The 19,728-nt window shown below is 46.2% G+C and carries 18 protein-coding genes and 5 pseudogenes; 8 read left to right on the top strand and 15 right to left on the bottom strand.

Features of this window, described 5'->3' with window-relative positions; genetic code table 11:
- The first annotated feature begins 106 nt into the window (after positions 1 to 106).
- Positions 107 to 1,075, top strand: a complete 969-nt coding sequence (locus RS881_RS26610; protein ID WP_315823872.1) for a baeRF3 domain-containing protein — start codon at positions 107 to 109, stop codon at positions 1,073 to 1,075.
- Between the two features lie 496 nt (positions 1,076 to 1,571).
- Here RS881_RS26610 and gad read toward each other — a convergent pair whose 3' ends face one another.
- Positions 1,572 to 2,963: a glutamate decarboxylase gene (gene gad / locus RS881_RS26605; RefSeq protein WP_315823871.1), complete on the bottom strand. Its 1,392-nt coding sequence runs from the start codon at positions 2,961 to 2,963 to the stop codon at positions 1,572 to 1,574.
- Between the two features lie 402 nt (positions 2,964 to 3,365).
- Between gad and RS881_RS26600 the strand changes: the two genes are divergently transcribed.
- Both RS881_RS26600 and RS881_RS26595 read left to right on the top strand, forming a co-directional pair.
- A complete protein-coding gene (locus RS881_RS26600) occupies positions 3,366 to 4,439 on the top strand; it encodes a DcaP family trimeric outer membrane transporter (RefSeq protein ID WP_315823870.1) in 1,074 nt (357 codons plus the stop codon).
- Complete coding sequence (locus tag RS881_RS26595) at positions 4,411 to 4,566, top strand: hypothetical protein (RefSeq protein WP_315823869.1); 156 nt, start codon at positions 4,411 to 4,413, stop codon at positions 4,564 to 4,566. Before RS881_RS26600 ends, RS881_RS26595 begins: the two co-directional genes overlap by 29 nt.
- 4 nt (positions 4,567 to 4,570) lie before the next feature.
- Here the strand turns inward: RS881_RS26595 and RS881_RS26590 are convergent, their stop codons facing one another.
- On the bottom strand, positions 4,571 to 5,284 hold the full coding sequence (locus tag RS881_RS26590) for a MarC family protein (RefSeq protein WP_315823868.1): 714 nt from the start codon (positions 5,282 to 5,284) through the stop codon (positions 4,571 to 4,573).
- A 73-nt stretch (positions 5,285 to 5,357) separates the two neighbouring features.
- A pseudogene (locus RS881_RS26585) lies at positions 5,358 to 6,958 on the bottom strand (BCCT family transporter).
- A gap of 219 nt (positions 6,959 to 7,177) precedes the next feature.
- On the opposite strand from RS881_RS26585, the gene RS881_RS26580 reads away from it, so the two are divergent.
- A complete protein-coding gene (locus tag RS881_RS26580; RefSeq protein ID WP_315823867.1) occupies positions 7,178 to 7,396 on the top strand; it encodes a DUF4287 domain-containing protein in 219 nt (72 codons plus the stop codon).
- A 412-nt stretch (positions 7,397 to 7,808) separates the two neighbouring features.
- Here the strand turns inward: RS881_RS26580 and leuB are convergent, their stop codons facing one another.
- The 6 genes and pseudogenes from leuB to leuC all read right to left on the bottom strand — a co-directional run bounded on the left by leuB (position 7,809) and on the right by leuC (position 12,618).
- The gene (leuB, locus tag RS881_RS26575; RefSeq protein WP_315823866.1) at positions 7,809 to 8,693 is read right to left on the bottom strand and encodes a 3-isopropylmalate dehydrogenase; all 885 of its coding nucleotides are present in this window, start codon (positions 8,691 to 8,693) and stop codon (positions 7,809 to 7,811) included.
- Positions 8,638 to 8,883 (bottom strand): isocitrate/isopropylmalate family dehydrogenase, encoded by a 246-nt coding sequence (locus RS881_RS26570; RefSeq protein WP_315823865.1) that lies wholly within the window; start codon positions 8,881 to 8,883, stop codon positions 8,638 to 8,640. Before RS881_RS26570 ends, leuB begins: the two co-directional genes overlap by 56 nt.
- Before the next feature lie 67 nt (positions 8,884 to 8,950).
- Positions 8,951 to 9,951, bottom strand: a pseudogene (locus tag RS881_RS26565) (LeuA family protein).
- A 7-nt stretch (positions 9,952 to 9,958) separates the two neighbouring features.
- Positions 9,959 to 10,471 carry a hydroxymethylglutaryl-CoA lyase-like TIM-barrel protein gene (locus RS881_RS26560; protein WP_315823864.1) on the bottom strand — a complete coding sequence of 171 codons (513 nt, stop codon included), beginning with the start codon at positions 10,469 to 10,471 and terminating at the stop codon, positions 9,959 to 9,961.
- A 20-nt stretch (positions 10,472 to 10,491) separates the two neighbouring features.
- On the bottom strand, positions 10,492 to 11,088 hold the full coding sequence (gene leuD / locus RS881_RS26555; RefSeq protein ID WP_315823863.1) for a 3-isopropylmalate dehydratase small subunit: 597 nt from the start codon (positions 11,086 to 11,088) through the stop codon (positions 10,492 to 10,494).
- Between the two features lie 127 nt (positions 11,089 to 11,215).
- Positions 11,216 to 12,618: pseudogene (gene leuC, locus RS881_RS26550) on the bottom strand (3-isopropylmalate dehydratase large subunit).
- 198 nt (positions 12,619 to 12,816) lie between these two features.
- Between leuC and RS881_RS26545 the strand changes: the two are divergent.
- Both RS881_RS26545 and RS881_RS26540 read left to right on the top strand, forming a co-directional pair.
- Positions 12,817 to 13,122 (top strand): hypothetical protein, encoded by a 306-nt coding sequence (locus tag RS881_RS26545; RefSeq protein WP_315823862.1) that lies wholly within the window; start codon positions 12,817 to 12,819, stop codon positions 13,120 to 13,122.
- 49 nt (positions 13,123 to 13,171) lie between these two features.
- The gene (locus RS881_RS26540) at positions 13,172 to 13,864 is read left to right on the top strand and encodes an NIPSNAP family protein (protein ID WP_315823861.1); all 693 of its coding nucleotides are present in this window, start codon (positions 13,172 to 13,174) and stop codon (positions 13,862 to 13,864) included.
- A gap of 461 nt (positions 13,865 to 14,325) precedes the next feature.
- On the opposite strand, the pseudogene RS881_RS61710 reads toward RS881_RS26540, so the two are convergent.
- The 6 genes and pseudogenes from RS881_RS61710 to RS881_RS26515 all read right to left on the bottom strand — a co-directional run.
- Positions 14,326 to 14,466, bottom strand: a pseudogene (locus tag RS881_RS61710) (DapH/DapD/GlmU-related protein); the annotation flags it as partial.
- Positions 14,467 to 14,697: 231 nt separating this feature from the next.
- Positions 14,698 to 14,838: pseudogene (locus tag RS881_RS61705) on the bottom strand (maltose acetyltransferase domain-containing protein); the annotation flags it as partial.
- 268 nt (positions 14,839 to 15,106) lie between these two features.
- Positions 15,107 to 15,460, bottom strand: a complete 354-nt coding sequence (locus RS881_RS26530) for a hypothetical protein (RefSeq protein ID WP_315823859.1) — start codon at positions 15,458 to 15,460, stop codon at positions 15,107 to 15,109.
- Positions 15,461 to 15,713: 253 nt separating this feature from the next.
- Positions 15,714 to 16,214: a glycosyl hydrolase family 95 catalytic domain-containing protein gene (locus tag RS881_RS26525; protein WP_315823858.1), complete on the bottom strand. Its 501-nt coding sequence runs from the start codon at positions 16,212 to 16,214 to the stop codon at positions 15,714 to 15,716.
- Positions 16,215 to 16,293: 79 nt separating this feature from the next.
- Positions 16,294 to 17,379, bottom strand: coding sequence for a glycosyl hydrolase family 95 catalytic domain-containing protein (locus RS881_RS26520; protein ID WP_315823857.1), 1,086 nt, complete (start codon positions 17,377 to 17,379; stop codon positions 16,294 to 16,296).
- Positions 17,380 to 17,531: 152 nt separating this feature from the next.
- Complete coding sequence (locus tag RS881_RS26515) at positions 17,532 to 18,422, bottom strand: right-handed parallel beta-helix repeat-containing protein (RefSeq protein WP_315823856.1); 891 nt, start codon at positions 18,420 to 18,422, stop codon at positions 17,532 to 17,534.
- Between the two features lie 365 nt (positions 18,423 to 18,787).
- Between RS881_RS26515 and RS881_RS26510 the strand changes: the two genes are divergently transcribed.
- Positions 18,788 to 19,375, top strand: a complete 588-nt coding sequence (locus RS881_RS26510) for an RNA polymerase sigma factor (protein WP_315823855.1) — start codon at positions 18,788 to 18,790, stop codon at positions 19,373 to 19,375.
- 86 nt (positions 19,376 to 19,461) lie between these two features.
- Complete coding sequence (locus RS881_RS26505; protein WP_315823854.1) at positions 19,462 to 19,710, top strand: hypothetical protein; 249 nt, start codon at positions 19,462 to 19,464, stop codon at positions 19,708 to 19,710.
- Positions 19,711 to 19,728: the final 18 nt, after the last annotated feature.

Here is a 19,728-nt window from a genome sequence, read left to right as displayed (position 1 = left end):
TAATATCCACACTTACACACTTCTATCTGGAAATGGCCCAAAAGATAAACAGAAAGTCAATAATGTTCAAAAACAGGCTATAATTGTTTGCAGAAAAAATCTATCTATGCTAAAACAACAGATCCAGGCACTGGCAGGAAAGAAAGAGGGCCCTTGTATTACCCTCGCCCTGCACACGCACCGCACCCATCCCGACAATCAGCAAGATCCTATTCAGCTGAAGAACCTGCTCACTGAAGCAACAAAACGCCTGTTGCAGGTATACGACAAAAGAACGGTAGCCAACCTGCTCCAGCATATACACGCGGTTGAACAGGACATAGACCATAATTATAACCTCGATGGGCTTTATATATTCCTTGCTAACGACACAAAAACCTATATCCGCACCATTTGGCCGCCAACAGAGAACAAGGTTTACTTAGATGATCAATTTGCCCTGCGCGACCTGGTCAAAGCTTATAACCGGACCGCAGCCTATTATATTTTATTGCTGGACCCTGACGGGGTACAGCTCTTTGAAGCCTTTGATGAAAAAGTACAGTCAGCAGTACACGATCATGGATTTCCAGCCAAAGAGAATACTCATTACCTGACGGATCAACTTAAAGCCAGTGACCCTAAGCAGGTAGACAATCAACTAAAAGAATTCCTGAACAGGATTGACAAGAATATGGTAGCCGTTCACCGTCAAACGCCTTTACCGGTGATCGTTGCCGCCAATCGTGTTAATTACGACCTGTTACTCCAGGTGGCTGATATAGCCTCTATTTATGCCGGCCACTTCCCTATTGACCATCACAACAAAGATGTTCATCACCTAGCTGAAAAAGCATGGCCCCTTATTAAAGACCTTCAAACAGCCAACAGAACTGCCGCCATCAACGAATTATTTGCCGGGGTATCCGCAGGCAAAGTAATTACCGACCTGCAGGAGATTTGGCAAGCCGCTAAAGAAGGGCGCGGCGAACTACTGATGGTAAAAACGATTATGCCCAGTCCATTGGCATTACCAATACAGGTTTTGAATTCACCAATGATGCCACTGTTCCGGGTATTACCGACGATATTGTGAATAACATTGTGTGGGAAGTGGTTGAGAAAAAAGGGCGGGCTTATTTTACTGACCAATCTTCGCTTAATGAATTGGGCGAAATAGCCTTACTTACGCGATATTAAAGGGAATTGGCTGGGTGAGGGAACCAAATCATTACCTGCAGGCGTAACCTACACAAGACGTTAAAATAGCTTACAATTTAGATTATACGCTAGCTTTTAGGGTACCGGAAAATAGGGTTATTGGTAATATTGTTAACCAAAATTTTTGCAAATGCTATACTAGCATAGCAGGGATGATAATACCCTAACCCGATCAACCTGCTATCCCAATTATCTCCATTTTTTTGATGCTAACCTGATGCATTGGGTAATCCCATTCCACGACCGGCCAGGGCGTGGGAAGAATATCCTGTAGAACAGATCAAAAATTATTTCATGTACCAGCACTATAAAAACAAGGGAGGGGATGTATGTATCCCTCCATTATTTTATATTAAACGCTACTGATCACCTCAATGATGGAATCCACCACCTTCGGCCTGGGTCAAAGGTACAGCCACCGGATGTTTCTCAAAATGTTCTACACAACGCTGATAATCTTCGATCAGCATATCTGCCATATCCCGGCTGAATCCATGACGGATCAATACCCGCTGTACTACAATATCACTGGCTGAGCCTGTTAAGGGGTAGGAAGCAATCTGCCAGCCCCGGGAGCGGATCTTTTCAGTTATATCATACAAGGTAAACCCATGTTTGCTTTTCTTTTTAAGCGTCCAGCAGGCGCCAGGCAAACCACCGCGTCCATCATACAGGATATCAAAATGGTCCATTTTACCTATGGCATCGGCAATATAAGCGGCATGATCCAGGCAAGCCTGCTGAAGCTTGGTATAGCCTTCTTTTCCATGCCGGAGCAAGTTATAGTATTGGGCCACGATCTGGCCTCCCGGGCGGGAGAAATTCAAGGCAAAAGTGGGCATATCCCCTCCCAGGTAATTTACCCGGAAGACCAACTCTTCGGGCAGATCATGTTTTTCACGCCATATTACCCAACCTACTCCCAATGGGCTAAGACCATATTTATGTCCCGAACCATTGATCGATTTCACACGAGAGATCCTGAAATCCCAGACCAGTTTGGGATCAATAAATGGAGCTATAAAACCGCCGCTGGCGGCATCCACATGGATGGGTATATCCAATCCTTTTTGCTTCTGCAATTTATCCAGGGCATCAGCAATGGCTTTTACTGGTTCATAGGTTAGCGTGAAGGTGAGGCCCAAAGTAGGCACCACGCCAATGGTATTTTCATCGACCAGCTCCAGTACTTTTTCAGGCGAAAGTTCAAGCCGTCCATGCTCCATACCCACTTCCCTTAACTCTACATCGAAATACCGGGCAAACTTATGCCAGCAAACCTGAACGGCACCACAGATCAGGTTGGGCTTGTCTACCGGTTTCCCCTCCTTTAATCGTTTCAGCCGCCATTTCCACTTCAGCGCAAGCCCGCCCAGCATAGCAGCCTCGCTGGAACCAGTAGTACTGCATCCAATAGTATCGGCACTTGCCGGTGAATTCCAAAGATCGGCCAGTATATGCACGCAGCGGTTCTCTATTTCGGCTGTTTGCGGGTACTCATCCTTATCGATCATGTTCTTGTCTAAACATTCATCCATGAGTTGGTGAACATATTCATCAAGCCAGGTTTGACAAAAAGTGGCCAGGTTCATCCGCGAATTACCATCCAGCATCAACTCATCATGCACCAGGTGGTAAATAGTACGCATGTCCTGCGCATTCTCGGGCATCCTGTATTTGGGAATACTGTGCGTTGAACTATCCATTGCATACATTCCTAGTACCGAACGGGCAGCATCCTTCTTCTTTGTGTAAAGTGGCATGGGCAAAAGTTTTATGAATAGAATATTTAACCGGCAATCCATATACGGGAGCAGGCAGGGGGAATGATCATTCAAACAACGTAGCTAACGCTGTTCTGCATTGCCTTAACTGATGGAGGAGTGAAGAGGTTGGCAGGTGTATAGTTTGAATACTAAAACTATTCAGATGGTAGACGAAAGTTACATAAAGACATGGTATTTAAAAATATTTTTATTTGCATAATATTTTAAATATTATTATTCAAAGAATTTAGAAACCGAAAAAGCTTTACCTTAATTGAATATTCAACCCACACCAGCCGGTGAAACACCCCCAGCAATCATTCACGTAAGGACTTATTGGCCCCTTTCAAACACCGATACCAACTTACTAACTACAGACTCATGCAAATAAAAGGTCAGGTGGCACAAAAAAAATACATATGCTTTCTGGGTATTACACTCTGTATTACATTATTATTACCAGCGCAGGAAAAGAAGCCCGACCAGGAAAAAGGAAAGGGCATCACCCGCAACGATATAGAAAGTGGCTCCTATGAAGGATTGGTATTTACAGATGTCAAAGGAGTTCGTTTACGTTTCAATGGTTTTGTACAGGGTGACGCCATCCATGATCTATATGATATGAGCAATAAATATGGTTTTCAACCATCCAGCATCACTATTCCCGCACTATATGACGCCAATACGGCCTTTGGCATCCGTCAGTCACGCTTTTCCTTTACAGCCCTGGGGCCTACCGACAGCAGAGCACGTATATTAAAGGCCGTTCTTGAATTTGATCTTTGGGGCAATAACAATGGTAATCCCCGTTTGCGCCACGCTTATATCCAGCATGGCAAATGGATACTGGGACAAACCTGGAGTAATTTCATGGACGCCAATATATGGCCCAATATTGTTGATTACTGGGGCCCCAATGGCAGCATCCTGGTAAGACAACCACAAATACGTTTTACCCAAACCACTCCCCACCAATACCTTCTTTCCTTTTCAATAGAACAGCCGAACGCAGATATTACCATTCCCGATACCTGGTTAAAACGATCTGTATACCCCGATCTCACCGCCGCTATCCAGAAAAACTTTGGCCATGACAGTGCGAGCCACTTGCGCCTGGGAGCTGTTTTACATCCCCTGGATTATAAGAATGCTATGGGCAATAAAAAGACCACCCTGGGTTATGCGGGCAACTTTGCAGGCAGCATCAATTTGGGAGGAAAAGATGATGTACGGTTCCAGGCAGCTTATGGCAGCGGTTATGCACGATACAGTGAAGGTATTGGTGGTCAGGGTTATGATGGATATGCAAAAGGAACAGCGCTAGAACCCGTAGATATGTTTTCTTATTGGGTATTCTTCGACCGGTACTGGAACGAAAAATGGGGATCGGCCATTGGTTGGAGTTCGGTAAGATTGTACGATACGGAGGATCGCCCAGCAAGCGTTGAAGCAAGCCAACTATGCTGCTCTTAATACGACCTATTACTTTACCAATTACTTTAAACTGGCCGCAGAACTATTGTATGGACAAAGGGAAAATGCGAATGGGGAATCAGCCAGGAATGTGCGGGTACAATTCACCTCCTTTTTCCGGTTTTGAACCGTTATGCATTAATTGCTTTGATCACATATTTGATAAAATCTTCTATCCCGCCAAAAACGATCTGTCCGCCAATACAAAGTAAAATAAAAGAAAATATCTTCATGATCACCTTGCGCATTTGCAGGGATAGGCGGCCCATCACGAAATCGGTAGAGCCATAACAAAGGTAAATGGTGAAAGCAATCAGTAAGATGGAGGTGATAGCTCCGGCATATTGCAACATGCTATGCGTGCTGTTTCCCCGGTGTACCAGCGACTCGGCACTGATGGTCAGTGCTACAGAAATAGTCCCAGGCCCTACCGTAAAAGGAAAAGTGAAAGGATAGAACAGTTTGCTTTTATAAGCTTCAAACCCACGGATACTGTTGGCCAGCTTGATCTTATCATCACTGTCATTAACATCCTCGTCTTTTTGCAGGGAACGCCATCCCATGGCCAGGATAACCATCCCTCCGCAGATCTTTACAATGGGCACCGTAATACCAAACAATTTAAGAATATAGACCCCACCCATCAATATAATGATGAGCATAACAGCGGCATTGATAGCTATCTTTTTCGCCAATCGCCTGCGCTCGTTGCCATCTGCTCCAGGTGTTATATTATAGAACAGTACACCCGATCCAATGGGGTTGATCACATGAAACAGGGCTACATACGTCAAAGGAATAATACTTACAAAATACTCCAGTTGTGTAATAAAGTTTCCCGGCATGCCCCAAACCTAACAAAAGGAGTAAACTATCCACCAATTGGTTTAAAAATTAGCAATTGGAGGACCAGTTTACTTATACAACAGTCCAACTACTTATTGCAGGAAACCTGGCTGCGCATACGCCAGGTCGGAATATTGCCTCTCCTGTAGCAATACCCGGCTTGCGCTTATGCGCTCCTATCTCACAGTTCAAGACTCTCTTCCCCATCAACCCCTTCCACAAACTATAACACATCAGGATGAGCAATATGCCAAAAGGCAATCCTGTAATGATCGTGGCCGTTTGTAATGCCTGTAAGCCCCCACCCCATAACAATACCATGGCAATGGCGCCCTGCAAAATGGCCCAGTACACACGTTGACTGGATGGTGTATTTGATGCGCCACCAGAGGTGATCCTGTCTACCACCAGGGAACCCGAATCGCAGGAGGTAACAAAGAAAAAGGCAATCAGTACGATACTCACTACCGAAACAATGATACTCAATGGAAACTGTTCCAGGAATATAAATAGACTCACTGCCACATTTCCCTCCGCTGCATTGGCGACAGCAGTATTCCCCTGCAATAGCTGGCGTAGCGCCGTGCTGCCAAAAACAGTGAACCACAAAAGGCCAATAAAGCAGGTACCAGCAATACCCCGGTTATGAATTCGCCAATGGTACGCCCCTTCGAGATAGTAGCAATGAATATACCTACAAACGGGCTCCAGGCGATCCACCAGCTCCAATAAAAGATCGTCCAGTTATTTTGCCAGCCTGTATCGCCAAAACTATCACTCCAGGTACTCAGGCTGATCAGGTCATTCAAGTAACCGCCCATGTTCTGGAAATAAGACTTGATGATAAAAGCAGTAGGTCCCAGTACAAGAACGATCAACATCAACCCCAGGGCCATCAATATATTTAGCTTGCTAAGCTGCTTAACTCCTTTATCAAGCCCACTGGCTACCGAAGCAATGGCAACAGCCGATACGACTACAATAATAACAGATTGCGTAATGGAGTTATCTGGCAATTGCGTTACCTGGTTAATACCTGCACTCATTTGCCGGGCCCCAAATCCCAACGTGGTGGCCAAACCAAACAAGGTGGCCATTGCTGCCAGTATATCTATAGAATGTCCCAGCCACCCATGCAGGCGCTCTTTCCAGAGCGGATAAAATAGCCAGCGGAAGGTTAAAGGCAATTGACGGTTGAAGCAAAAGAAAGCCAGCGCCAACGCTACCATGGCATATATAGCCCAGGCATGGATGCCCCAATGCAAAAAAGTAAATGACATGGCCTGCCGGGCCAGCGCCGCTTCACTTTCTTTGGGTAAGGGAGGATGCTTAAAATGTAGCAATGGTTCTGCTACCCCATAAAACAAAATACCAATCCCCATACCAGCACTGAATAACATCGAAAACCAGGCCCCCATACTAAAGGCTGGCCTTGCATGGGGACCGCCCAGGCGGATATGCCGGAACCTGCTTTGAACCAGGTAAATGGAAAATATTACCAGCAGGTCTACCGCAATGATCAGGATCCACCCCAACTTAGAAGTAATATACAGCTGTACCTGAGCCAGGTTCTTTTCAACAGCCGCATTGGACAGGCGGCAGATGATCAAAGCAATAATAATTACAGCTGAAACCGTCCGGAATACAGGTTTATTGATCACCCAACTTTTCATAAATGCCATAGCGGCTTATTTTGTTATGGTATAACAATACAGCAATTGGACAGGGAGGGGTGCTAATTATACATGATCGGGGGATCTTTCAGACAGGCAGGAATAAAGATACTGTTTTTCGGCCTCCCCATCGGAGGTCGATAATTATACCCCACAATGTCGCAATTCCCCTTCTTCCATCGGTGCAAGAGTTTATAAGTTTGCTAAAACATTATCACCATGTCATTCCAAGCCTATTTAGACAATATTAAAACAAAGACAGGAAAGAGCGCAACCGATTTTGTGAAGCTGGCAGAAAAGAAAAAGTTCATACAGAAGGGTGAACTGGACCCCAAAGTGAAAGCAGGGCAAATTGTAGAGTGGCTGAAAGCAGATTTTGAACTGGGCCACGGGCACGCCATGGCTGTCTATGCCTATTTTAAGGGAAAGCGTGATTGATCTCCTGGAGTTCAGGCATCTCCTCCCTACTTTCGTTGGTTCCCCAGTCACTAGGCAGAGCCCCTGGATGATAGGTACTGCACTAATAGCAAATCAACCGTTTACAGTAGGATGCAGCGTATATCCAGTGATGATCCAGCCCAGATGCAACGTTCGTATTAAGAGACGCTGCATCTAGGCTTACACATCGTTGGCCTTGCGTTTACATTATCCTTGATAAATAGACCAAGTGAATAGAAGCAAGCCTTTATCTTCCTGTCTTCCCAGGGTATGCCCGGGCACAATCTTACTGACACCCCCGGCAGCCATACCATTTCTTAATTGCCAGTATATAATTGTAAATCAATACATAATGGCCTAAAACAGCAAAGGCGACCCCAAAAGGGTCGCCTTTGCGTCTATGTTTTTTAACTTATAAGAATTTCAATACTTCATTGCCAATCGCTACCGTACCCAATATTTTATCGGCAGGCGTTTGCGCATCAGCAATATCCCTGGTGCGGAAACCTTCTTTCAGCACTTTATCAACGGCACTGATCACCAGTTCCGACTCGGCTTTCATGCCGAAGGAAATGTCCAGCAACAAGGCAGCCGACAAAATAGACGCCAAAGGATTGGCCACGCCTTTACCCGTAATATCGTGGGCCGAACCATGAATGGGTTCATATACACCTGTACCATCGCCAATAGAAGCTGAAGCCAGCATACCCATGGAGCCGGCAATTTGAGATGCCTCATCTGTAAGGATATCACCGAAGAGGTTGGCGGTAACCACCACATCAAAACGGCGGGGATCTTTGATCAGCAGCATGGCAGCCGCATCTACAAACTGGTGTTCTACTTCGATATCGGGATATTCCAGGGCTACTTTTTGTACCACTTCTCTCCAAAGCCTGGAAGTTTCTATTACATTCGCTTTATCTACTGAACACAATTTCTTTCTCCGTGTACGGGCGGCGTCAAATGCCTTGCGGGCAATGCGCTCAACTTCGTACCGGCTGTATTCCGCAATATCATAAGCCGTATCACCATTGTTTTTCCTGCCTTTTTCACCAAAGTAAATATCGCCGGTCAACTCACGGAAAAACAGGATATCGGCACCTTTTAATATTTCGGGTTTGATACTGGAAGCACCCAGCAATTCATCAAACAACTTAATCGGGCGCAGGTTGGCATATAAGCCCAGTTCTTTGCGCATCTTCAGCAACCCTTGTTCGGGTCTTACTTTAGCCGAAGGATCATTATCGTATTTCGGATGGCCTACAGCACCAAACAATACGGCATCCGACTTCCTCATTTTTTTCCAGTGACTCATCGGGCAAAGGATTGCCTGTTGCTTCAATGGCCACATGCCCTATTAATGCTTCATCATAAGTAAAGGTATGCCCGAATTTCGAAGCGATCCTATCCAATACTTGCTTACCAACTGCTGTTACTTCCTGCCCTATTCCATCGCCAGGAACGATGAGGATGTGCTTATTTGCCATGAAAGGTTATTATGATATGAATATTTTTTTGAGGCTGCAAAAATAATTACCAAATGCAGGTTCCCCATTAAATCAGATTGAGCATTTTAGCAGTAGCCTTAATAGCAGATACCGTTTGATCACTATCCAATCCCCGGGTAATAAATTCCTTGTTGTTATAACTCCAGGTAATGATCGTTTCGCACAAGGCGTCACTTTTACCGCCTGGAGGGATACGAACGGCATAATCTGTAAGGGAGGGCAGGTCCTGCTTGCGTTTCTTATACACTTTTTCAGTGCATTCATGAAGGCATCGTATTGCCCGTCGCCCTGTGCATGCTCTTCAAACAACTCCCCTTCAATAGCTATTTTAAGCGTCACAGAAGGATTGAGGTTTTTAGAATGCGTGAGCACATAGTTTTCAATGGTTACCTTTTCCTCGATGGCATTGCTGTTCAGTACATCTGAAATGATATAAGGAAGATCGGCTTGCGTAACCACTTCTTTCCGGTCGCCCAGTTCAATGATACGTTGCGTTACCTTTTTCAGATCGGGCTCCGAAAGGTGCAATCCCAATTGTTGCAGGTTATTTTCAATATTGGCCTTGCCGCTTGTTTTGCCCAACGCGTATTTGCGCTGACGACCAAAACGCTCCGGCATCAGGTCACTGAAATACAGCTTATTCTTTTTGTCCCCGTCGGCATGGATACCGGCGGTTTGCGTAAACACGTTTTCCCCTACTACCGGCTTGTTTACCGGGATACGGAAGCCCGAGAAACTTTCAACCAGCTTGCTCACTGTATACAATGATTTTTCGACTACCGAGGTTTTAACCCCTGGCATAAAATCATTCAGCACAGCTATGGCGCTGGCCAATGGAGCATTCCCCGCCCTTTCGCCCATGCCATTGATCGTAAGGTGGATTCCATGTGCGCCGGCTTTGATACCTTCCAACACATTGGCTGTACCGAGGTCATAATCATTGTGTGCATGAAAGTCGAAATGCAAGCCAGGGTATCGTTGTACAATGGAGGAAATGAATTCATACACTTCCGAAGGGATGAGCACGCCCAGTGTATCGGGCAACATCACCCTTTTACCGGCTGATCTTGCAGGAAATCGAGGTATTGAAATACATAGTCTCTCGAATGACGCATGCCATTACTCCAGTCTTCCAGGTATACATTGCATTCCAATCCTTTTTCCGGGCCAATGCTATCACAGCCGCTACTTCGGCAAAATGCTGTTCGGGTTTCTTTTTTAATTGGTGGGTAAGGTGGTTGAGCGAACCTTTGGTAAGCAGGTTCATCACCTTGGCACCTGCTTTTTGCATCCATTGTACCGACACATCGCCATCAACAAAGGTGAGTACCTCCACCTTATGCAGCAAGCCATTGCCTTTGGCCCATTTGGTAATGGCTTTTACAGCAGCAAATTCCCCGTCCGATACGCGGGCCGAGGCAATTTCAATTCGATCCACTTTTACATCTGTCAGTAAAAGCTGGGCAATGGTTAGCTTTTCCGATGCCGAAAAAGAAACACCGCTGGTTTGTTCACCATCGCGGAGCGTGGTGTCCATTATTTCAATATACCGGGAAGCAGGAGACATAACTGATAATGACGGTTTAATTAATACATGCTTTGTGCTGCAAATGTCTGGATCTCACTTTTCATAGCCTGTAAGTAATCTATATCATCATAACCATTGATCATGTTGTGCTTCTTATAGCCATTGATCTCAAATGATTCTTTTTCGCCGGTAGCCAGGATGGTAATGGATTGTTCGGGCAGGTTAATTTCCACCTGCGTATTGGGATCGGCTTCAATAGCCTTGAAGATCTTATCCAGGAAAGCGGGACTTACCTGTACCGGCAGGATGCCGATATTCAGGGAGTTGTTCTTGAAAATATCAGCAAAAAAGCTGGATACCACACAACGGAAACCATAATCATAGATGGCCCAGGCGGCATGTTCCCGGCTGCTGCCGCTTCCAAAATTGCGACCGCCTACCAGGATCTTGCCTGAGTAGATGGGGTTGTTCAACACAAAATCCTGCTTGGGGCTGCCATCTGCATTGTAACGCCAGTCGCGGAACAGGTTATCACCAAATCCTTTCCGTTCAGTGGCTTTTAAGAAACGTGCAGGAATGATCTGATCTGTATCTACGTTCTCAATCGGCATGGGAACCGCTGTACTTGTTAATACTGTAAATTTATCGTAAGCCATGTTATATTAGCTGCGAGCTACGAGCTTTGAGCCACGAGCTCTTTTTAATGAATATTGTTAATATACAGTCTTCTCTGCCCCTCTTCAATCTTCTGTATTCTGTCTGCTGTATTCTGTATTCTACTCCTTAAATCAGGTCCCTCGGATCGGTCACTACGCCTGTAACAGCAGCAGCGGCTGCCACCAGCGGACTGGCGAGGAGGGTTCTGGCACCGGGGCCTTGCCTTCCTTCAAAGTTCCGGTTACTGGTGCTCACAGCGTATTTACCGGCAGGGATCTTGTCATCATTCATGGCCAAACAGGCGGAACAACCAGGTTGACGCAATTGGAAGCCGGCTGCTGTTAAAATGTCCAGGATACCTTCTTCTTTGATCTGTTGTTCTACAATATGAGATCCGGGAACGATCCAGGCGGTAATGTGTTCGGCTTTCTTTCGTCCTTTTATGATGGAAGCAAAAGCGCGGAAATCTTCAATACGGCCATTGGTACAGCTACCGATGAAAACATAATCCACTTTTTTACCCAGCATTGCTTCATCTTCATGGAAACCCATATACTCAAGCGACTTATCATAGCTGGCTTTGCTGCCACCTGCCTGCTGGGCGGTAGGTATATGTTTGGTAATCCCCATGCCCATGCCCGGATTGGTGCCATAAGTGATCATGGGTTCTATATCAGCTGCATTGAAATTATGTTCCAGGTCGAAGGTGGCGCCTGTTTCTGTTTTCAATGTTTTCCAGTAAGCCAGTGCTTTTTCCCAGGCTTCGCCCTTGGGAGCTTTTTCACGGCCCTTGATGTAAGCAAAAGTGGTTTCATCCGAGCGATCATACCGCCACGGGCGCCCATCTCAATACTCATATTACAAACCGTCATACGACCTTCCATCGTCATATTTTCAAATACTTCGCCGGCAAATTCTACAAAGTAACCGGTAGCCCCTGCTGCGGTGAGCTTTGAAATAATGTACAACACCACATCCTTGGGGGTAATACCCTTGCCCAGCTTGCCATGCACGTTGAGACGCATTTTCCTGGGTTTGGGCTGCATGATGCATTGAGAAGAAAGCACCATTTCTACTTCGGAAGTACCAATACCAAAGGCAATAGCGCCAAAAGCGCCATGGGTAGAAGTATGTGAATCGCCGCAAACAATGGTCATACCCGGCAGGGTGATGCCATTTTCGGGGCCTACTACGTGTACAATACCATTTTTAGGATTGCCCAAACCCCAATGTGAAATACCATATTTGGAGGAATTGGATTCCAGGGCTTTCAGTTGGTTGGCCGAAAGAGGATCCGCAACCGGCAAATGCTGGTTAATGGTGGGCGTATTATGATCGGCTGTAGCAAATGTTTTTTCAGGGAATATGACCTTTAATCCCCGGGTTTCCAGGCCAAGAAAGGCCACCGGACTGGTTACTTCATGAATGAAATGGCGGTCAATAAATAATACATCAGGACCATCTTCAATTTTCCTGACCACATGGGAATCCCATACTTTGTCAAATAACGTAGCAGGCGTCTTACTCATTTTGTATAATTTAAAACAGGACTGCAAATTTCTTAAATTATATCCGGATATTCAGGTTTTTAAAGGGATTTTTTCTAATATTAGCGCTCTAAAAGTAAACAACTGTTAGTTCACTGCCGGGTCAGGCCCAACAAGGCGCCCTTAACTTTACGCCGCTTATGAACCCATTGGATAGTCCTGATCTCAACGAAGTGCAGAATGAGGCAAAGAACCTGGCCATTGAATGTAAACATGGATTTATACATATCGACATTTACTAGTGGCCATGCTCACTACAGGTTGCACCACCCCCAAATACCTGGCCCCCGGAATTGGATCGTGGGAACGCTTATGCCTATTAAGTACAAGGGTGTGATCTTCCTCGACCAGGGTAATAAGGCCCTTGCTATGCAACAATTCCAACAGGCCCTTAGATTCCGCTTTACCGAAACCTATGGCAACGAAGTAATAGAACTCCTGAAAAATACTAGCGGTGGGTTGTCCATGGAGGGTGGCTTAACCTAAAAACGCTGACGGTCATCTTAATTCAAGCACTTTTTTGTAGATTTAACCCATGAAACCACTTCCTATCCTTTTACTCCTGCTCCTGGGCTATCAGTTGGCCTCTGCCCAGCAAACCGACACCCGTTATTTTGAACTTCGGATCTACTATTGCCATCCCGGCAAGCTGAATACCTTAATAGAACGCTTTGCCAATCATACTACCAAACTTTTTGAAAAACATGGGATGACCAATATAGGTTACTGGCTGCCTGTGAGCAATCCCGACAGCGCTTTGTATTATGTGCTGGCTTTCCCCAATAAAGAAGCCCGGGATGCTTCCTGGAAAGCATTTGTAGCCGATCCCGAATGGAAAAGGGTCAGTACTGAATCTGAAAAGAATGGCAAGATCATCAATAAGATCACTTCCATATTCATGAATGCGGCTGCGATCTCCCCCATTATTAAGGCCTCCCAGCAAGATCCAACACGTACTTTTGAATTGCGCACCTACACCTGCCTGCCCGGCCGGCTGCCCAACCTGATCACCCGCTTCCGCGATCATACCCTCAAGCTATTTGAAAACCACGGTATGACCAATATTGCCTATTGGACAACCCTAGAAACAGACAGTACGCAGCCCAAACTAATCTACATACTGGCCCACAAAAGCGAAGAAGCCGGCAAAAATCCTTTGAAACATTCCGCGCCGACCCTGCCTGGATCGCCGTACGCGATGCTTCGGAAAAAGATGGCAAGATCGTAGAGAAACTGGAATCGATCATTTTGAAACCGCTCCCCTTTTCAACTATAAAATAAACAAAAGGTCTACCTTAAAACCTTCTTGCCAGCAATTATTGACTGACTCCACCAATCAATAACCAATTAACAGGCGGAATTGTGCATATTTGCAAACCTGTTATACAACAGGCATAAAGGCTACTCATTTCCTCATGAACAAATCAACGCGCTACACGTTGTATTTAGGGTAGTAAGAAGTAGTCGTATTGTACAGCCGGTCATTCAATGACCTCGATGGTCATCACTGGGAATATTTCTACATGGACATGAGCGCAATGCCACAAGGCTAAGTAGCCAGTCAGGCAACAAACAATATAGCCATTACTACAAAGGGCGGATGTGCCTGCTGGTACATCCGCCCTTTATTATTTGCGCCAAAGGCGCAACAGTCGTTTATCTCAACCTTCCTTTCGGTGGCGCCGGAATGGCCGGATTACCTACCACTGTAGCACCTGCTGGCACATCACGGGTCACTACAGCTCCCGCTCCTACAATGGCATCATCGCCAATGGTTACGCCGGGTAGGATCAATGCTCCTCCACCAATCCATACATTTCGGCCTATATGAATGGGCTTACCCGATTCAAGCCCCTCTTTGCGCACTTCCGGATCACGGGGATGATCGGCAGTAAGTATCTGTACGCCCGGACCAATCTGGGTAAAATCGCCAATATGAACCGTTGCTACATCCAATATCACACAATTATAGTTCAGGAACACGCCTTCGCCAACGGTAATATTGTAGCCATAATCAATATGAAAGGGTGGTCTGATAGTAGTGCCCACTCCCACTGCTGCAAATGCTTCTCTTAGCAGCGCTTGCCGCTCAGCACCCGTCAACGATTGTGAAGTATTGTATTTACTCATCCAATTTTTGGCTGCTACTGCATCTGCCTGCAATTCCGGACTGCCCGCATTGTATAACTCTCCGGCCAACATTTTTCTTTCTCTGATTTCATGGGAATGTATTACCTGTTTTCTATCAAACAAGACGCAAATGTCTGGCATTTATCGCTAAGGAAATGATAATTTAAAGGAGTTGTATTAAACCTGGCAGTTGTCAGCCTAAGCCTGTTGAAGGTGGGCTTCCGCACTACTGCGGGACCGCGCTGCTATGCCGGGCTGCAGGGTGACTCACCTTTTGTCTAAAGGAGCCTGTCGAAGGCGACTTCAATAAACTTAACTTGACACAGTATCTACAATGCCGTTAACTGGATGCTTTCATTTTCATGCGTGGCGAATTGTATCCGGCTGCCATTAAGCGTTTCGGCTTTTTCCCATTACGTGTTACCTGTATGGTTTTCCCTGGCCAGGGGTTTTCAAGCAAGCAGGGGCGCGCTCTTTCACTGCGCAAGTGCACGTAGGCTACCTGCCCATTTTTCAAGCTACTGCTTACCAGGAAAGCACCATAGGCCCTTAGCTGATCAAAGCGGGCTTCCCTGGCATGGTTCCAGTTGGGGAAGATCCGTATAACCCCTTCATAACTTTGCAATAGCATTTCATTGATGGTAAGCGGTACAGCCGCCAGGGTTTCAATACCACCGCCCCTTGTGTGATCCACAAATTGGGTAAGGATTGAACCGCTATTCGCTCCTTGAGGTAGCCCAGTATTTCATCGGCATCATACCCTACACGCACCGCAGCAGGAAAGCAGGTCTCGATACCATTATTCAGGGTATTGCCCCACTCGGCTGGCGACTTCATCTTGTCTTTCCAATGCGCTACATCATTCAGCAGGATATGATTAAAAGAAGAATCTGATACTGGACCAGCTACTCCTCCCGGCAGGATCAAACCATGTATAGACACACGGTTCAAACCGGCAGGTCGTTCATAACCCCAGGGCCTTTTTCCACGCTTTGCAAACTGGGTCGACCATCCGCATCCCCTACCGGGAACTTACTGAGGTGATCGAGGATATGCCGCCATTTTTCCTGCCTGCCCGCATCCCTTCCCAGGTAAGTGCTCATATCGACCATTCCCTTGAACAACATTTTTACCAGGCCAAGGGAAAGCGTGGAATTAAAATCCCCCAGCCTGTCTCGCCAGTTTCCTGTTGTACCCAGCCGGGGCATTACTTCATTAAAGTGGTCCATATAGATCACATACCGGCCATCTTCAAATTTCAAATAGTCTTCCCAGAAGTTAGCACATTCTACAATATAAGGATATACACGAGCTGCGTATTGCTGATCATAAGTACTGTAAAAACGCATCAGCATATTCCCTACACCAAATACCGCATTGATCTTTTGACCGAGGAATTTATACCCTCCATCAATGGTATTTTCACGCGTACCGTATCGTTTCTCCATTTCTTCGGGTGTTAATGGCCAGCGGGTAGTTACCAGTCCCCGTGGCCCGATGCCTACTGGGTAATAGATCCCCTCATATTCAACAGTTCCCTGGCATGCGCCTTGCCATTCGGTATATAATCCAGTAAAGGCTGATCATAATTACCCACCAGGTCAAGCTGGTTGGAAGCGTATGCCCCCAATAGGGCGCCTGGTAATTGTAATTAAGGTGGTAGTCACCACCCCAGGAGGTGGAATCTTTCGTAATAAAAGGTCCCCATATGCCGGGTGCAAATTTATTACCGCGCGAAGCGCAGGCCAGCAAGTATTGGGAAGCGTAATAGTATTTTTCGAGATAAGGATCACCAAACTGCACAGTGGACCTTGACCAAAACTGCTGCCACCAACGCTCATGAGCCATACGCTTTTTTTCAATGCCGGCAGCGGTTAAGGCACTGGCAGTCTTGATAGCCTGCGCTTTCCATTGTGGATGGTCAAAATTGGTGAAGAGCGTGAGTGTAAGTATTATCTTTTTACCTGGAAGCAACGTTACCTCATTATTAACAACCGAGGCGCCCAATACCTTCATGGCAATAGCTATATCACAGGGCCACTCCAGCAAGGCAGTATCTTTAAAGGAACGGGTTACCCATTGTACGCCATGGGAGGTACCAGCATTGTTAATCAGTATTGCCTTCGGCCCCCATAATTTCAATTGCAGTTGGCAGGGTTCACTGGCTGTAAATTCAGCCACTACTGTATTTTGTGTTGCTGCCACCCAGGTATGAAGGGATACTTTTGTTTGTCCGTTGGAGAAACTGGCCTGGATAGCGGCTTTGTCCATCACTTGTTCAGCATACCAGGATGCACCTTTCAAGGCTTTGATGTTAACCTGCAGGGCACCTGGAAAAGCAATGCCGCCGCCGGGATATACAGGCCAGGCCCGCCAGAAATCATTTTTGCCCAGGTAAAAAGACAACTGATCGGGTGTTCCGCCCAGGGTAAGACCTATATCGCCATTGCCCGCCAAGGGTGCATCGGGCACTTTGCCGGTGGGTGCCATACGTGGAGGCCCGGTAAAACTGGCCTTGTATCGACCAGCGTAAATGTTTTGTGCATTCGAGTAACCAATAGCCAGCAAACAAAATAGCATACAGAAAGTCCTAAGCATAGCAACCCGTTTCATATAGTTCATTTAAGCGTAACAAAAGCCTCTGCCCTTGCAAGCTAAGTATGAACCAGGTAAACTGTGCCACCCCAGGTTAACCTTCCTGTAAGCTATTTTGTCAATTAGGATGTCTTCCTCTATCCATCTATCCACTTTTCACCCCTTCAACTTTAGTAAATTCTATAAAACAAAGCTCCCCCATTACCGGTGCCGCCGCTTCCTGTAGTGGTAATATGACCGGTATTGCCATTGCCATCATAACCACTTGCCTTGTTATAGCTGGACGTACAATTGGTAACCGTGTGGGCTACATTTTGACCGGCACTCCCCAATTTAAATCCATTGCCATCGCCATTGGTACCATAGCCATTATTGGTAGCCGTACAATTGGTAATTGTTACAGTAGAAGGTTGGCCATACAGGTCCCAACCATCATCGGAGTTGTGATTGGCCGTACAATGGTCAAATTTATTGCCGGCGCCGGCAGATAATTTACAGGCAAAACCATCGGCATTTTCCCCACCATTCTGCGTATCATAGTTTTCGTTTGATTTGCAATAGCTGACATTGTTGTGGTGAGAACCATTGTAAATTTGCAATCCCGAATCATGGTTGCCGGTTGTGGTTACGTTGTACACATAGTTGTAGCCACCCGTTTGAAACACCAAACCACAATCGGGTCCATTCTTGATGGTCATATTGGTAATATTCCAATAACTGCCATTGCATTTAACACCCCAGCCTGATGCTATACCCGAACAGTTTAGTACACCGCCCGTGATATTGATCTTGGAACTGGCAGTGCCGCTGGCCAACAACTGCAAGGTACTCGTAAGGTTAATCGTTCCGCTAATGGTGATGATATCGCCAGGTACCGCTGCCGCTACGGCCGCCTTCAAGGCAGCTTCGGTAGTAACCGTTACACTGCGAATCCCGCTTGGAAGATTGGGCGGCGGAAGGGTTTCTTCTTCTTCGGCAAGCGGTTCAGGGATTGACTCTTTTGATTTCTGGCAGGACAAGATGATTACGCATAGCATCAGCATGCTAAGATAACTTTTCATAAATAAGGCTTTTAATCGTTAGGAGATAAAATAGATTACCAACCTAAATTCAATAAATAAACGAAGATTCATACAAGCATCCATACATTTTATTTACGCAATCGATGCCGGCAACGATTGCGTTTCCCCGCCCGCTACCACAACCATTCAATTCCCCACCCACGCTGCCTGTTTCTTCTTCTCACCATTTCAACTTGTCAACAATTTCAACCTATCAAACTTTCCAACTTTCGGACTTTCCCGACTTCCGGTCTTGCCGACCTTCCAAACACAATCGTTTGCTTAAAATAATTGCTGCATAAGTTCAAACACAAGGGCGTTCTGACGCCGTTTCTTTTCAGGAAATAACTACTTTGCAATTGTTTATGAGGTCCCCGGAACGATTGGATGAAGCAACCATATTGAGCGAAGTAGCAAAAGGCAATGAAACTGCCTTTCGGCTACTCTTTGAACAATGGCATCCGCTCCTCGCCGATTATATCTACCGCCTAACCAGGTCAAAAGAACTGGCAGCAGAAACAGTCCAGGATGTGTTCCTCAAAATATGGGTAGGCCGCGCATCATTGGCCGAGATCAGGAACTTCAAGCCCTACCTCTGGGTGATCAGTCGCAACCATGTTATCAACCTTTTAAAGAAAGCCATGCGGGAATTGCAACAGGCCGAAGCCTGGGAAAAAGAGCATGCCCTGGCAGCGTCCGAACCGGAGGAAGCCGTTGATATGTACAACTTGCTCGATGAGGCTATTGATAAATTGCCTGCCAGGCAACAGGAGGTATACAGGTTGCACCGACACGAACAGTTAACCTATCAGCAAATTGCCCTGAAACTGGGCATTGGAAAAGAATCGGTCAAAACACATCTCAAACTGGCTTCACAGGCCATCAGCCGGTACCTGCACGACCGGCGGGCATTCATTTTATTACTGGCAGGAATAATTTCAAAAAAATTCTAACTCCCTTTCCCCCTTTTGTATCACCCCATTGTCCTTACTATAGAATGGCCGAACATCAACGATTAACCACCTTGTTTGAAAGGTATATGGCTGGATTAGCCAGTTCCGAAGAAAAGGAGGAATTGGCTGCGCTGGTGGGCACTGCCGATACCAACACCTTATCCGGAATGCTCGATGACTCCTGGCAGGGTTTCGATACCCCTTCCGCCATCCTGGATGCGGAGGAGGCCGAAAAGATCCTGCAGCAGGTACTTCAAGAAGAAAACAAAGTAGCAACCCTTCATCCTTACGAAAATAAAAGAGGCCATCCCCTCGCTGGTATTATACTGCCGTAGCAGCGGCTATACTCCTGC

This window comes from Paraflavitalea speifideaquila, from assembly GCF_032395985.1.
In the GTDB taxonomy this organism is placed as follows: domain Bacteria; phylum Bacteroidota; class Bacteroidia; order Chitinophagales; family Chitinophagaceae; genus Paraflavitalea; species Paraflavitalea speifideaquila.
The sequence above is the reverse complement of the archived record's forward strand: the minus strand, read 5'-3'. Positions and strand labels throughout refer to the sequence as shown.